Annotated in this window: 14 protein-coding genes; 7 read left to right on the top strand and 7 right to left on the bottom strand. The window is 68.6% G+C overall.

Annotated features, from left to right (window positions below):
* Window positions 1-162: 162 nt before the first annotated feature.
* Window positions 163-864, bottom strand: a complete 702-nt coding sequence (locus tag HD600_RS02400; RefSeq protein ID WP_144797786.1) for an iron-dependent transcriptional repressor DtxR — start codon at window positions 862-864, stop codon at window positions 163-165.
* A 101-nt stretch (window positions 865-965) separates the two neighbouring features.
* On the opposite strand from HD600_RS02400, the gene serC reads away from it, so the two are divergent.
* The gene (gene serC, locus HD600_RS02405; protein WP_184281330.1) at window positions 966-2,078 is read left to right on the top strand and encodes a phosphoserine transaminase; all 1,113 of its coding nucleotides are present in this window, start codon (window positions 966-968) and stop codon (window positions 2,076-2,078) included.
* A 116-nt stretch (window positions 2,079-2,194) separates the two neighbouring features.
* Here the strand turns inward: serC and HD600_RS02410 are convergent, their stop codons facing one another.
* A complete protein-coding gene (locus HD600_RS02410) occupies window positions 2,195-2,806 on the bottom strand; it encodes a DUF3027 domain-containing protein (RefSeq protein ID WP_184281332.1) in 612 nt (203 codons plus the stop codon).
* A complete protein-coding gene (locus tag HD600_RS02415) occupies window positions 2,790-3,170 on the bottom strand; it encodes a cold-shock protein (RefSeq protein WP_144797780.1) in 381 nt (126 codons plus the stop codon). Before HD600_RS02415 ends, HD600_RS02410 begins: the two co-directional genes overlap by 17 nt.
* 93 nt (window positions 3,171-3,263) lie before the next feature.
* On the opposite strand from HD600_RS02415, the gene HD600_RS02420 reads away from it, so the two are divergent.
* The 6 genes from HD600_RS02420 (at window position 3,264) to HD600_RS02445 (ending at window position 9,834) form a co-directional block, all read left to right on the top strand.
* Window positions 3,264-3,539, top strand: a complete 276-nt coding sequence (locus HD600_RS02420; protein ID WP_184281334.1) for a multidrug ABC transporter ATPase — start codon at window positions 3,264-3,266, stop codon at window positions 3,537-3,539.
* A gap of 1 nt (window position 3,540) precedes the next feature.
* The gene (locus HD600_RS02425; protein ID WP_184281336.1) at window positions 3,541-5,253 is read left to right on the top strand and encodes a helicase-associated domain-containing protein; all 1,713 of its coding nucleotides are present in this window, start codon (window positions 3,541-3,543) and stop codon (window positions 5,251-5,253) included.
* Between the two features lie 20 nt (window positions 5,254-5,273).
* Entirely contained in the window at window positions 5,274-6,917 is a 1,644-nt protein-coding gene (locus tag HD600_RS02430; protein ID WP_184281338.1) for a DNA repair helicase XPB, read from the top strand.
* A gap of 105 nt (window positions 6,918-7,022) precedes the next feature.
* A complete protein-coding gene (locus HD600_RS02435) occupies window positions 7,023-7,709 on the top strand; it encodes a response regulator transcription factor (RefSeq protein ID WP_144797769.1) in 687 nt (228 codons plus the stop codon).
* Between the two features lie 18 nt (window positions 7,710-7,727).
* Entirely contained in the window at window positions 7,728-9,434 is a 1,707-nt protein-coding gene (locus HD600_RS02440) for a sensor histidine kinase (protein ID WP_184281340.1), read from the top strand.
* Window positions 9,435-9,546: 112 nt separating this feature from the next.
* Window positions 9,547-9,834, top strand: a complete 288-nt coding sequence (locus tag HD600_RS02445) for a WXG100 family type VII secretion target (RefSeq protein WP_144797765.1) — start codon at window positions 9,547-9,549, stop codon at window positions 9,832-9,834.
* Between the two features lie 58 nt (window positions 9,835-9,892).
* On the opposite strand, the gene groL is transcribed toward HD600_RS02445, so the two are convergent.
* From groL to HD600_RS02465, 4 genes are all read right to left on the bottom strand, one after another.
* A complete protein-coding gene (groL, locus tag HD600_RS02450) occupies window positions 9,893-11,512 on the bottom strand; it encodes a chaperonin GroEL (RefSeq protein ID WP_144797763.1) in 1,620 nt (539 codons plus the stop codon).
* Between the two features lie 113 nt (window positions 11,513-11,625).
* Window positions 11,626-12,201, bottom strand: a complete 576-nt coding sequence (locus tag HD600_RS02455) for a LytR C-terminal domain-containing protein (RefSeq protein WP_338402270.1) — start codon at window positions 12,199-12,201, stop codon at window positions 11,626-11,628.
* A 9-nt stretch (window positions 12,202-12,210) separates the two neighbouring features.
* Entirely contained in the window at window positions 12,211-12,468 is a 258-nt protein-coding gene (locus HD600_RS02460; RefSeq protein WP_144797761.1) for a DUF3263 domain-containing protein, read from the bottom strand.
* Window positions 12,469-12,477: 9 nt separating this feature from the next.
* A complete protein-coding gene (locus HD600_RS02465; protein ID WP_184281342.1) occupies window positions 12,478-13,470 on the bottom strand; it encodes a DUF2332 domain-containing protein in 993 nt (330 codons plus the stop codon).
* Between the last annotated feature and the right edge of the window lie 89 nt (window positions 13,471-13,559).

Consider the following 13,559-nt stretch of genomic DNA (forward strand, 5'->3'; position numbering starts at 1 on the left):
CGGGGCACTTCATGCGATCGGGCCGTGAAGACGACGAGCCGGAGAGGCAATCTTCACGGTGTGCCGCCAGCGGGCTTCTTCGCCGACGACCTGACCGAGGTTACCGGAAGATAACGATCATGTCACTCTGAGACGCTGGCAATTCCCCGACAGAGGAATCACTCAGGCGGGCTCACCGACGAGGAAGATGTGCGAGGCGAGCTCGACCGGGAGCTCGAGCCCCTCTTCACTGCCGTCCATCTCGATGAGGACGTAGCCCTCGCTGTAGCGGTAGTTGCCGCGCGCTCCGGGGACGACCCCGGCCTCGCGCAACTGCTGCAGGAGCTCCGGATCGACCTGCGCCGGCTCGGCGAGGCGGCGGACCGTCCCATCGATCGGCTCGCCGGCGGCGTTGAGCTTCTGAACGAGGCCGATGACCCCCTCGTCGAACGTCCTGGCGGGGGTGTCGCCGAGCTGGTCGAGCCCGGGAATGGGGTTGCCGTACGGGGACTCGGTGGGATGGCCGAGCAGTTCGACAAGACGGCGCTCGACCTGCTCGCTCATGACGTGCTCCCAGCGGCAGGCCTCTTCGTGGACGAACGCCCAGTCGAGCCCGATGACGTCGGAGAGCAGTCGCTCGGCGAGACGGTGCTTGCGCATGACGTCGACAGCCTTGCGGCGGCCCGCGTCGGTCAGCTCGAGCCGGCGGTCCTCCGACACGACGACGAGGCCGTCGCGCTCCATGCGGCCGACGGTCTGCGAAACGGTGGGGCCGGAGTGCCCGAGGCGCTCGGAGATACGCGCGCGCAGCGGAACGATGTTCTCCTCTTCGAGTTCGAGGATGGTGCGGAGATACATCTCCGTCGTGTCGATCAAGTCCGTCATCTGGCCCTCCGGGTCTTCTTAGGCAAGCCTACATTCCCGGTGGGACGTCAGACGTGGACACAGAGGATTCTGCGCGGCGCGCGCGGCTTTAGAATCGACGCATGGCGATCGAGATTCCCCGTGACCTCCTGCCCGTCGACGGCCGCTTCGGCTGCGGTCCCTCGAAGGTGCGCCCCGCGCAACTGGAGGCCCTCGTGACCGCCGGCGCGAGCATCCTCGGCACCTCGCACCGCCAGGCTCCGGTGAAGAACCTCGTCGGCAGCGTGCGGGAGCAGCTCGCCGCGCTGTTCCGCCTTCCGGAGGGGTACGAGATCGTCCTCGGCAACGGCGGTTCGACCGCGTTCTGGGATGCCGCCGCATTCGGCCTCATCGAGCGCCGCAGCCAGAACCTCACGTTCGGCGAGTTCGGCGGCAAGTTCGCCAAGGCCGCCGGTGCTCCGTGGCTCGAGGCGCCCGACGTCCGCACCGCCCAGCCCGGATCCCGGGTCGCGGCCGAGGTGGTCGACGGTGTCGACGTCTACGCCTGGCCGCACAATGAGACCTCGACGGGTGTGGCCGCTCCGATCGAGCGGGTCGCCGCGGACGGCGCCCTCACCGTGATCGACGCGACCAGCGCCGCGGGCGGCATCGACTTCGACGTCACTCAGGCGGACGTCTACTACTTCGCGCCGCAGAAGAACCTCGGTTCGGACGGCGGCCTGTGGTTCGCGGCGATGTCGCCCGCCGCGATCGAGCGCATCGAGCGCATCGCGGCATCCGACCGCTACATCCCCGAGTTCCTCAGCCTGAAGAACGCCGTCGACAACTCGCGGCTGAACCAGACCCTCAACACGCCGGCCCTGACGACCCTGCACCTGCTGGACAGCCAGCTGCAGTGGATCAACGGCAACGGCGGCCTGACCTGGGCGGCCTCCCGAACGGCGGAGTCCTCGCAGGCGCTCTACTCGTGGGCGGAAGCGTCTTCCGTCGCGACGCCGTTCGTCACCGATCCGGCGCACCGCTCCCCCGTCGTCGTCACGATCGACTTCGACGAGAACATCGACGCCGCGGCGATCGCGAAGACCCTCCGAGCCAACGGGATCGTCGACACCGAGCCGTACCGCAAGCTCGGACGCAATCAGCTGCGCATCGCCACCTTCGTATCGATCGAGCCGGACGACGTGCGTCAGCTCATCCGCTCGATCGACCACGTGCTGGAGAACTCCGCCTCCTGAGGTCCACGCGGTGACACGGGCGGCGCGGCGGGAGACACCTGCCGCGCCGTTCCCGTCAGACAGAGCGCTCGCGAAAGGCGCGGACAGAGAGCAGTGACGCGAACGCGTCGCCGCCGTCACTCCTCTTCGGAGCTGTCCTCATCAGACTCGTCTTCGGACTCGTCCTCTTCGGATTCGTCCTCGTCGTCATCAGCGGCGTCAGCGATGTCTTCGACGACGGAGTCGTCCAGCTCGTCGATGTCCACGCCGTCGAGATCGCCCGCATGGAGCACACGCGCCTCGGACGGGTCCTCGTCCTCGTCGACGTCGTCCTCGTCATCGGCATCCTCATCGAGGTCGTCGGCGTCGTCGCCTTCGAGCTCGTCCTCGTCGCCCTGCTCGGCAGCCGCCGCCTGTTCGGCGAGCTCGGCCTGGTGCGCACGGTACTCCGCCAGACGCTCCGCCCACGGCACCCATTCGGGTGCGAGGAGTGCGCCCTCGTTGGGCAACAGTTCCACTTCGAGAACGGTCGGCTCCGCATCGTCGACGCGCGCCACCGTCACCGTCCAGTACCACCCCGGGTAGCCGGGCAGCCGGTTCTCGAACCGCAGCGAGACGGATCCGTCGTCCTCGACGACATACCCGGCAGCGGGTCCGATCGACGAGGACGGTGTGATCTCCTGCAGAGCGGCGAGCGCGAGGTCGTGCGCGCCGATGAGGCGATCGTCGGGATCAGGCGTCGAGGTCATCGGCGACCTTGCGCAGAACCGCCGCGATCTTGCGACCATGGCTGTTGGAGGGGTAACGACCGCGGCGCAGATCGCCGCCGATGCCATCGAGGAGCTTCACGAGATCTTCAATGATGATCGCCATGTCGTCGGCCGGCTTGCGCTTGGCCTTCGAGAGGCTGACCGGCGCTTCGAGCACGCGGACGGAGAGCGCCTGAAGTCCGCGCTTTCCGTCGGCGACGCCGAACTCCACCCTGGCACCGGGCTTGACCACGGTGCCTGTGGGCAGGGCAGAGGCGTGCAGGAAGACGTCCTGGCCGTCATCGCTCGCGATGAAGCCGAAACCCTTCTCGTCGTCGTAGAACCTGACCTTGCCGGTGGGCATGGAAACCTCGCTGTGTGATGATGCCGGAATGACGGCGCGCTGATGCGCCTTCTCCCCCAGCCTACCGGTGTTCGAAGGGCTAGGCTGAGACGGATGAGCACGCAGAACTCCGGACCCGAGACTCCTGTCGGCCGAGTGGATCGCATCCTCGCATTCACGGCCCTGACACTCGCCGCGCTGTCCGTGATCTGCTTCTTCGCCATCATCATCGGCAGCGCCACCGGCATGAACCATAACGACTTCGCCGAGGGGCTGTGGCCCGTCGTCGCCGCCATCCCGATGTGGGGCCTGCCGATCGCGTTCTTCATGATCATCGCCCTGCTGGTGCTGAGCTTCGTGCGGAAGGGACGCGCAGCCAAGCGCTCCTGACATGAGCACGCATGCCCGCCCGCTCGCCGTGTGGCTGGCTGCTGCCTCGGACGCGCAGCTCGCCGCACTCTTCGCCGCGCGCAGCGTGCGTGCCGACGTCGCGTGGACCGACTTCTTCGACGCCGCCGAAGCACTGCTGGATCCGGCCTCCATCGAACGGGTCCTGCCGCGGCTGACACTCGCCGAGGCGACGGCGCTGCGCCGCGCCGTCGACGGCGGGGATGCGGGCACTGAGACCGATGCGCTGGTGGCTCTCGCTCTGCTGCGCCCGGACGGCACCCCGGCGCCACCGGTGGCGGAGACCGTCGGCGACCGCACCGTACCGGCGCCGTCCACCGCCGATGCGCAGCCCGCCGCGACGGAGCAGCAGGCTGCCCGTGCGGCGGAGCGGGCGTTCACCAGTGTCGCGGCGATCGCGGACATCGTGCTCCTCGCGGCCGACTCACCCCTGACCCTGCTCGCGAACGGCGCGCTGGGCGCCGGAGAGCGCCGGCGGATCTCCGAGACCGGCACGGCACCCGGGATCATCGACGACCTCGCCGCGATCGCCACCGACGCCGGCCTGCTTCAGGCGACCGATCGGCGCCTGCGCGTGACGGATGTCGGCACCGCCTGGCTGCGGCTGTCCGCCTCCGCACGCTGGACCGCACTTGCCGAGGCGTTCCGAGACGCCCTGCCCCGCGGCATCCGGACGGACGCCGGCGGTTGGCTTCCGACGCCGCGGTGGCCGCGCCAGCACCCGTGGGACCCGAACTGGGCGCAGCGCAGTGCGGCGCTGACCGCACGAGCCGAGCTGCTCGGGCTCATCACGCAGAACGGCGCTGAACCGGAGTGGGCCGTGCCGCTGCGGCAGGGCGCGCCGGCGGACGCGACGGCGTTGACGCGCATGCTCCCCGCCGAGGTCGACCGCATCTTCCTGCAGAACGACCTCACCGCGATCGCCCCCGGCACGCTCGAACCGGCCCTTGATGTGCGACTGCGCAGCATCGCCGACCGCGAGTCGGCGGCACAGGCGTCGTCGTACCGCTTCACCGCCGATTCCATCGCACACGCCCTCACGACCGGCGAGACGGCATCCTCCATCCTCGACTTCCTCGGCGAGATCTCCTTGACCGGCATCCCGCAGCCGCTCGAGTACCTGGTGATGCAGACATCGCAGCGGCACGGACTCGTCCGCGTGTTCACGGACCCAGGCTCAGGGCGCACCAGGGTGACGAGCACCGACGGCACCCTGCTCGACGCCATGGGCGTGGATCAGTCCCTTCGTCCGCTCGCGCTCGCGCGCGACGCCGACGGCCTCACCTCCCGGGTCGGACGCGACAGCGTGTTCTGGACTCTGACCGATGCCCGCTACCCGGCGATGATCGTGGGTCCGGACGGCGCCCCGCTCGTCGTCGATCGCAATCCGGCTCCGCCGCCGGCACCGGAAACCGCGACGGATCATCGCGCGCTGATCGCTCGTCTGCGCGCGCAGCAGGGCCCGGATGCGGATGCCGCCTGGCTCGACCGCGAGCTCGAGGCGGCAGTACGTGCCAGGGCTGTGCTGCTCGTCGAGATCGCCATGCCGGACGGTTCGATCCGCGAGCTGCAGCTCGAGGCGAGCGGCATGGGCGGCGGCCGACTGCGCGGGCGCGACCGATCCGCGGACGTCGAGCGGACGCTCCCGGTCAAGAGCATCCGATCCGCACGCGTGATCGACCCGTCGACCGCCTGACGCCGGTAGACTGGTCCGCTATGTCTGATGGCCCCCTGATCGTCCAGAGCGACCGCACCGTCCTGCTCGAAGTCGCGCACGCCGACGCCGAGACCGCCCGCCACGAGCTGGCGATCTTCGCAGAACTCGAGCGCGCTCCGGAGCACATCCACACCTACCGGATCACCCGGCTCGGCCTGTGGAACGCCCGTGCCGCCGGGCACACCGCCGACGACATGCTCGAGGTGTTGAATCGCTGGTCGCGATTCCCCGTTCCGCCGTCCGTGTCCGTCGATCTGCGAGAGACCGTCGACCGCTACGGCCGCCTCGTGATCGAACGCGATGACGAGGGAACCCTCATCCTGCGCTCCACGGATCCCGCCGTCCTCGCCCAGGTCGCGAACAACAAGCGCATCCAGCCACTGCTGATCGGACGCCCGTCCGACGACAGCTTCGTCGTCGACGCGTGGGCGCGCGGTCAGATCAAGCAGGAACTGCTGAAGATCGGCTGGCCGGCCGAAGACCTCGCCGGCTACACCCCGGGCACGCCGCACGAGATCGAGCTGGCGGAGGACGGCTGGCACATCCGCCCGTACCAGCAGGACGCCGTCGACGCGTTCTCCAAGGACGGATCGGGCGTGGTCGTGCTGCCCTGTGGCGCGGGGAAGACCATCGTCGGCGCCGGTGCGATGGCGGCGACGAAGACGACGACCCTCATCCTCGTCACCAACACCGTCTCGGCACGGCAGTGGCGCGATGAGCTGCTCAAGCGCACGTCCCTCACACCCGAGGAGATCGGCGAGTACTCCGGGCAGTCGAAGGAGGTCAAGCCGGTCACCATCGCGACCTATCAGATCCTCACCGCCAAGCGGAAGGGCGAGTACGCCCACCTCGCGCTGCTCGACGCCCTCGACTGGGGCCTCATCGTCTACGACGAGGTGCACCTGCTGCCGGCGCCCGTCTTCAAGCTCACCGCCGATCTGCAGGCGCGGCGGCGGATCGGGCTGACGGCGACGCTCGTGCGCGAGGACGGCAGGGAGGGCGACGTGTTCAGCCTCATCGGCCCCAAGCGGTTCGATGCCCCGTGGAAGCAGATCGAAGCCCAGGGCTTCATCTCACCGGCGGCCTGCTACGAGGTGCGCGTCGACCTGCCCGCCGACGACCGGCTCGAGTACGCCGCCGCGACCGACGACGAACGGTACCGTCTTGCCGCATCCGCACCCGCGAAGATCGACGCGGTGCGTGAGCTGATCGCCAAGCACCCCGGCGAGCGCATCCTCGTGATCGGCCAGTACCTCGACCAGCTCGAGACGCTCTCCGAGGCGCTGAACGCACCGCAGATCACCGGAGCGACCCCCGTCGACGAGCGCGAAGAGCTGTACCGCCAGTTCCGTGAGGGCGAGATCGAACTGCTCGTGGTCTCGAAGGTCGCGAACTTCTCGATCGACCTCCCGGAGGCGTCCGTCGCGATCCAGGTGTCTGGATCGTTCGGTTCCCGTCAGGAGGAGGCGCAGCGCCTCGGGCGTCTGCTCCGCCCGAAGCAGTCCGGGCACACCGCGAGCTTCTACACGCTCATCGCGCGTGACACGGTCGACCAGGACTACGCGCAGAACCGTCAGCGTTTCCTCGCCGAGCAGGGCTACAGCTACACGATCCTCGACGCCGACGCGCTTCAGGCCGCCTGATCGGCGACATCATCGCCCGTGCGGTGGACGCCGCGCTGGAGGAATGAACGCGCCGAACGGGCGAATGGTCAGCGCGCACATGGCCGGATTCACCATAATGGGGACATGAGTGATGCACGCATCCTGGTCGTCGACGACGAGCCGAACATCCGCGACCTGCTGTCCACCGGTCTGAGCTTCGCCGGTTACCAGGTGAAGACCGTCGGGAACGGCGCAGCGACGATCTCCGCTGTCCTCGAGGAGGAACCCGACCTCATCATCCTCGATGTCATGCTGCCCGACATGAACGGATTCAGCGTCACCAAGCGCCTGCGCGGCGCAGGGTTCACCGCACCCATCCTGTTCCTCACGGCGAAGGACGACACGCAGGACAAGATCGAGGGCCTCAACGCCGGCGGTGACGACTACGTCACCAAGCCGTTCGCGCTCGATGAGATCGTCGCGCGCGTGCAGGCGATCCTGCGGCGCACCATGCAGGCCGACGAGGAGTCGATCATCCGGGCAGGCGAGCTGTCAATGGATCAGGACACGCACGACGTGTTCGTCGGCAAGGAGCCCATCGAACTCAGCCCCACGGAGTTCAAGCTCCTGCGCTACCTCATGCTCAACCCCAACCGCGTGCTGTCGAAGGCGCAGATCCTCGACCACGTGTGGGAGTACGACTTCAACGGTGACGCGGGCATCGTCGAGAGCTACATCTCCTACCTGCGACGCAAGATCGATCCGCACACCGAGGACTCCGTCATCCAGACCAAGCGCGGGTTCGGATACATGCTCAAGGTGGGAAAGTAGTCCGCGAAGGGAGCGGGCATGGCGGACAAGCCTGACGCGGTCACCAGTTGGTGGCGCCGGATCAGCCTGCGCGCCAAGGTCACCGGAGTCACCGTCGCCGTCCTCGCCCTCGGGCTCTTCGCCGCTGGCGTCGGCACCGTTCCTCTGCTCCGCAACTCCCTCGTCCTCAACATCGAAGGTCAGCTTCCGTCGCTCGCCGTCAGCGACCTGGTCAGCCGCTGGTTCGACGTCGAGACGACCGACGGAACGCAGCGCCTGGTCATGTCGGAGACGGCGCCGCGGTCTGCGGACTACAGCTTCGCGGTATATGCCGCCGACGGCACATTCCTCGCCCAGGCCGGCGGCGCCTCCGGCTCCGCGGCGCCCAGCTTCGCCGCATCGATGCCGCTGGATCGAGCTCACGCGCTCGAGGACCAGGCGATCCCCCTGCGCAGCGAGGACGGGGAGGAGTTCCGTGGAGCGGTCGCCGTCGTCCCCGGCGACGACGGCACGCTCTACGTGCAGTTCGTCGCACTCCCCCTCGCCGAGGCGGACAGCATCATCCGCCAGTACTTCGGCGTCTACACGACCGTCGCCCTGGTCACGATCCTCATCGCCGCGCTGCTCATCCGCGGACTCGTCACCCTCACCTTCCGGCGCCTCGGTCAGGTGGAGTCGGCCGCCATGCTCATCGCCTCAGGGGACTTCAGCCAACGCCTCACGGATCTCGAACCCACCACCGAGGTCGGCCGGCTGAACTTCGCCATCAACACCATGCTCGAGCGCATCGACCAGTCGCTCGCCCAGCGCGACCGCACCGTGCAGCACATGCGCCGCTTCATCGGCGACGCGAGCCATGAGCTGCGCACACCACTGGTGAGCGTCCGCGGGTACGCCGAGCTGTACCGCATGGGGGCCATCCGCGGCGAGGAGGACACCGCCCGCGCCATGGAGCGCATCGAGAAGGAAGCGATCCGCATGGGTGTCCTCGTCGAGGACCTGCTCGATCTCGCAAGACTCGACGAGGAACCGGAGCTGCACATCCAGCCGCTGGACCTTCGGCCCATCGCACGGGACGCCGCGCTCGATGTCCGAGCGGCCGCCCCAGGGCGCACGATCACGGTCATCGACAGGACGACGGATGCCGTGCAGACCGTGCCGGCGCAATCCCTGCCGCCCTTGCCAAAACTCGACCCTCCGACGGTGAAGTCCCGTACCGGACCTCTGGCGCGGCTGCGCCGTCGACCGCGGCAGACCACCCAGTCCATGCCGCAGATCGACTTCAGTGAGGTCACGGACGTCCCCGTGCGCACCCCTCCGATCGTCCTCGGTGAGGAGAACAAGGTCCGCCAGGTCGTCGCCAACCTGCTCGGCAACGCGCGGCGCTTCTCCCCCGAGGATGTGCCGATCGAGCTCGTGGTCGACGCGGACAGGGCCGCCGGCACGGGGAGCATCGCCATCGTGGACCATGGCGAGGGTATCCCGCCTCAGATCCGCGAGCAGATCTTCGAGCGCTTCTGGCGAGCGGACACCTCGCGCGCCAGGGAGACCGGCGGCTCGGGCCTGGGACTCGCCATCGTCTCGTCGATCGTCACGGCCCTGCACGGTCAGGTACGAGTGGACGAGACCCCCGGCGGCGGAGCCACGTTCATCGTGACGTTGCCACTGGCACCCGCCCAGTCGACTCCTGCGCACCTGCTCGAGGACACCCAGCCGATGCAGCGACTGGACCTCGACGAGCTCTGACCCGCCCTCCACAGCGCGGGCGACGAGCCGGAGACCCACGGATGCCGGAACCACTCGCCTGCGGGCTGCATGCCGCCCTCTAGCGTGTGTACCCCCGACGAGAGGAGCTCTCATGTCCGTCTACACCGTCGACACCGACGCGGTCCTCGCCGCCAACGGCGCGGCACGAGCGACCATGGAACGCCTGCGCAGCGAGTCGCAGGCGCTCAGGGCGCAGCTCACGCAACTGCAGTCCTCCTGGACCGGCGCAGCCTCCGCGGCGTTCCAGGGATGCAGTGACCAGTGGGCCGCAGCGCAGATGCACGTGGAACAGGTGTTGGACTCGATCGGCAATGCCCTCGGGGCCGCCGCCCATCAGTATGCCGACGCCGACCGCTACTCCGCAGGTCTGTTCCGCTGAGGACACGAAGAAGGCCCTCGAACCGAACGGTTCGAGGGCCCTCCTGAGGAGAGACTTCTCAGAAGTCCATGCCACCCGTGGGGTCGCCGGCCGGAGCCGGGTTCTTCTCGGGCTTGTCGGCGACGACGGCCTCCGTGGTGAGGAACAGACCGGCGATCGACGCGGCGTTCTGCAGCGCGGAACGCGTCACCTTGGCGGGGTCGATGATGCCGGCGTTGAACATGTCGACGTACTCGCCGGATGCCGCGTTCAGACCCTCGCCACCGGGGAGACCGGCGACCTTGTTCGCGACGACGCCAGGCTCGAGGCCGGCGTTCAGGGCGATCTGCTTCAGCGGAGCCGAGATCGCGACGCGGACGATGTTCGCACCGGTCGCCTCGTCACCGGAGAGCTCGAGACCGTCGAGCGCCTTCGTGCCCGACTGGATGAGCGCGACGCCACCACCGGCGACGATGCCCTCTTCCACAGCGGCCTTCGCGTTGCGGACGGCGTCCTCGATGCGGTGCTTGCGCTCCTTGAGCTCGACCTCGGTCGCCGCACCCGCCTTGATGACGGCCACGCCGCCGGCGAGCTTGGCGAGGCGCTCCTGGAGCTTCTCGCGGTCGTAGTCGCTGTCGGTGTTCTCGATCTCGCGACGGATCTGGGTCACGCGACCCTCGATCTGGTCGGTCTCGCCCGCACCCTCAACGATGGTGGTCTCGTCCTTGGTGATGATGACCTTGCGTGCACGGCCGAGCAGGTCGAGCGTGGTGTTCTCGAGCTTGAGGCCGACCTCTTCGGTGATGACCTGGCCGCCGGTGAGGATCGCGATGTCCTGCAGCTGCGCCTTGCGACGGTCACCGAAGCCGGGAGCCTTGACGGCAGCCGACTTGAAGATGCCGCGGATCTTGTTCAGCACGAGCGTCGCGAGAGCCTCGCCTTCGACGTCCTCGGCGATGATGACGAGTTCCTTGCCGTCCTGGATCACCTTGTCGACGACCGGGAGCAGGTCCTTGATGTTCGAGATCTTCGAGTTCGCGATGAGGATGTAGGGCTCCTCGAACACGGCCTCCTGGCGATCTGCGTCCGTGACGAAGTACGGGTTCAGGTAGCCCTTGTCGAAACGCATACCCTCGGTGAGCTCGAGCTCGGTGCCGAAGGTCTGGGACTCCTCGACCGTGACGACGCCCTCCTTGCCGACCTTGTCGATCGCCTCGGCGATGAGCTCGCCGATCTCGCTGTCAGCGGCGGAGATGGATGCGGTGGCCGCGATCTGCTCCTTGGAGTCGATCTCCTTCGCGCTGGAGAGGAGCTCGGCGGTGATCGCCGCGACGGCCTTCTCGATGCCGCGCTTGAGCGAGATCGGGTCGGCGCCGGCTGCGACGTTGCGCAGACCCTCGCGGACCAGAGCCTGGGCGAGGACGGTCGCGGTGGTCGTGCCGTCACCGGCGACGTCGTCGGTCTTCTTGGCGACCTCCTTGACGAGCTCCGCGCCGATCTTCTCGTACGGGTCGTCCAGCTCGATCTCCTTGGCGATCGAGACACCGTCGTTCGTGATCGTGGGGGCGCCCCACTTCTTCTCGAGCACGACGTTGCGACCGCGCGGGCCGAGGGTCACCTTGACAGCGTCGGCGAGGATGTTCAGGCCACGCTCGAGGCCGCGGCGGGCCTCCTCATCGAAAGCGATGATCTTTGCCATGAGTTTTGTCGTCCCTCCTGGACGTAGACGTTCTGATTAGCACTCAGGGGATGCGAGTGCTAACGCCCATTCTGGCACTCGACCCCATCGAGTGCAAGCCGCCGAGAGGGTGGTCACTCCGCGGGGGTCTCCTCGGCGTCCGGCGCGGTGGTCGAGCGGTCCAGTCCGATGACGACGACGAGCTGGCGCTGGTCAGGGTTGTTCGGATCCGCGTAGAAGTCGCTCTGCTCGACCTGCGCTCCGCCGATGAGACCGGCCAGTCCGATCGCGGCGAGTTCGTCCGCCTCCGAGACGTAGTACACCGTCGTGTCGGGGAAGTCCTGCTGACCGGCGGCGCCGTAGGTGATGAGGTCGTCCGGCCACTGCGCGTTGATGAGACTCTCGCGCAGCTGCACGTCGAGCCCCTCCTCGGGGGTGGCATTGAGGATGAGGACCGAGTAGGTCGTGTCGACGACACCCGTCGGCTCGGGTGTGGGCACGACAGCGTCCTCGGCCGCGGGGAAGAGCGTGATCCGCCCCATCATCAGCAGGGCGACGAAGATGCCGGCGACGATGAGGACGAGGGCGGCGACGAACGACCACAGCAACACGATCCAGCCGTTCATGCCCGGCGCCTCGGCGCGGTGGGCGCCCACTCGTCCGGAGGTGCGGGGGACGTCGTCGAAGCGGTCTCTCACGGGCTGGGGCACGCGTCGATGTTACCCGGCGAACCCGCGCATCCGCGCAACGCGCTGGTCGACCCGACGCTCACGCAGGCGACGGAGACGCCGCACGAGGAGGGGATCGTGTTCGAGTGCCTGCTCCGTCTCGATCAGGCGCCCCAGCAGCTGGTAGTACCGTGCGGGGCTCATTCCCAGCGTGCGCCGGATCGCCTCTTCCTTCGCTCCCCCGTGGCGCGGCCATGCCGCCTCCAGGGCGAGGATCGCGCGGTCGCGATCGGTGAGGTCTCCGAGCATGCCCTCAGATTACGGTCGAGGCGGCCGTCTCGGCGCGCGCCACTCCCACCATCGGCCCAATGGGTCCGCGGCCGCCCGCACCTCTCCGTCCAGGGCCACCACGAACCCGGGCCAGTCCGCGGCGTCCACCGGCGGACGCCAGGCGTCATGCAGTCCGGGGGCGTCGATCGTCACCCAGCGCGCGGGCAGGGTCCGGATGCGTTCGATCAGCGCGTGCCGCGGTGCCCACGGGATGTGCGCGAGCACACCGGGCGTCGTGATCACGAGCGTCGCATCCTGCGGCGCGGAGGCCGCGACCGCGTCAATCTCGTCGATCGCGTCGCCTCGCGTCATCGAGGGCGGATCCGCTGCAGCGATGTCCAGGGCTGCCGCGATTCGTTCCTCGCGCCCCTCCTCCCCCGGCCAGACGAGCGCGCGCAGCCATGCCCGGTCCTCGCCATCGCGCGCGTCCAGCGGCGACAGGTCGATGCCGGCCCGCCACGCCACCTCCGGCATCCGCATGTCTGGCACCGCACCGCGCACCTCGCTGGTGAGCACGACCGGGGACGCGCCGTCCGACGGATCGAGCGCGCGGCGCAGCCGCCCGTCCCCGTCGACGAAACGGTAGGAGTACCGGTCGGGATACAGGCACAGGCCGGCCGACGCTCCGATCTCGAGCAGCGCGATCGGTCCGTCGATCTCCGAGAGCACCGGAAGCAGCGGCGCAAGACGCAGCGGCTCGTTCGTCTGGATGCTGCGCGTCTCGCATTCCGCGACGATCGCGTCCGCGTGCGCGAGCAGGAACTCCCGCCACTGCGTGAAGCCCGCCGATGGGGCACCGAGCATCCGGGTCACCGCGAACACGAGCGGCGGCTGCCTGCGGTTCGCAGGGATGCGTGCGAGCACGGCCCGGACGTCGGGATCCGCGGCGACACCCGCGGCCCAGTCGGCATACAGCGCCGACCGCCCCGGCGCCTCCTCCAGGGCGAATCGCTCGTAGCGCTCGCGCACAGCATCCGTCATGCGTCCATTGTCACCTCCCGTCATCATGGCCCTCGCCGCCTCAGGGCGAGAGACAATGGAGGAGACGTCGCCCGAGAACCCAGGAGGCC

It is taken from the genome of Microbacterium ginsengiterrae, assembly GCF_014205075.1.
GTDB lineage: Bacteria > Actinomycetota > Actinomycetes > Actinomycetales > Microbacteriaceae > Microbacterium > Microbacterium ginsengiterrae.

Coding starts and splice junctions, on each gene's coding strand:
- HD600_RS02400 (WP_144797786.1), bottom strand. CDS start 864: ATGACGGACTTGATCGACACGACGGAGATGTATCTCCGCACCATCCTC.
- serC (WP_184281330.1), top strand. CDS start 966: ATGGCGATCGAGATTCCCCGTGACCTCCTGCCCGTCGACGGCCGCTTC.
- HD600_RS02410 (WP_184281332.1), bottom strand. CDS start 2,806: ATGACCTCGACGCCTGATCCCGACGATCGCCTCATCGGCGCGCACGAC.
- HD600_RS02415 (WP_144797780.1), bottom strand. CDS start 3,170: ATGCCCACCGGCAAGGTCAGGTTCTACGACGACGAGAAGGGTTTCGGC.
- HD600_RS02420 (WP_184281334.1), top strand. CDS start 3,264: ATGAGCACGCAGAACTCCGGACCCGAGACTCCTGTCGGCCGAGTGGAT.
- HD600_RS02425 (WP_184281336.1), top strand. CDS start 3,541: ATGAGCACGCATGCCCGCCCGCTCGCCGTGTGGCTGGCTGCTGCCTCG.
- HD600_RS02430 (WP_184281338.1), top strand. CDS start 5,274: ATGTCTGATGGCCCCCTGATCGTCCAGAGCGACCGCACCGTCCTGCTC.
- HD600_RS02435 (WP_144797769.1), top strand. CDS start 7,023: ATGAGTGATGCACGCATCCTGGTCGTCGACGACGAGCCGAACATCCGC.
- HD600_RS02440 (WP_184281340.1), top strand. CDS start 7,728: ATGGCGGACAAGCCTGACGCGGTCACCAGTTGGTGGCGCCGGATCAGC.
- HD600_RS02445 (WP_144797765.1), top strand. CDS start 9,547: ATGTCCGTCTACACCGTCGACACCGACGCGGTCCTCGCCGCCAACGGC.
- groL (WP_144797763.1), bottom strand. CDS start 11,512: ATGGCAAAGATCATCGCTTTCGATGAGGAGGCCCGCCGCGGCCTCGAG.
- HD600_RS02460 (WP_144797761.1), bottom strand. CDS start 12,468: ATGCTCGGAGACCTCACCGATCGCGACCGCGCGATCCTCGCCCTGGAG.
- HD600_RS02465 (WP_184281342.1), bottom strand. CDS start 13,470: ATGACGGATGCTGTGCGCGAGCGCTACGAGCGATTCGCCCTGGAGGAG.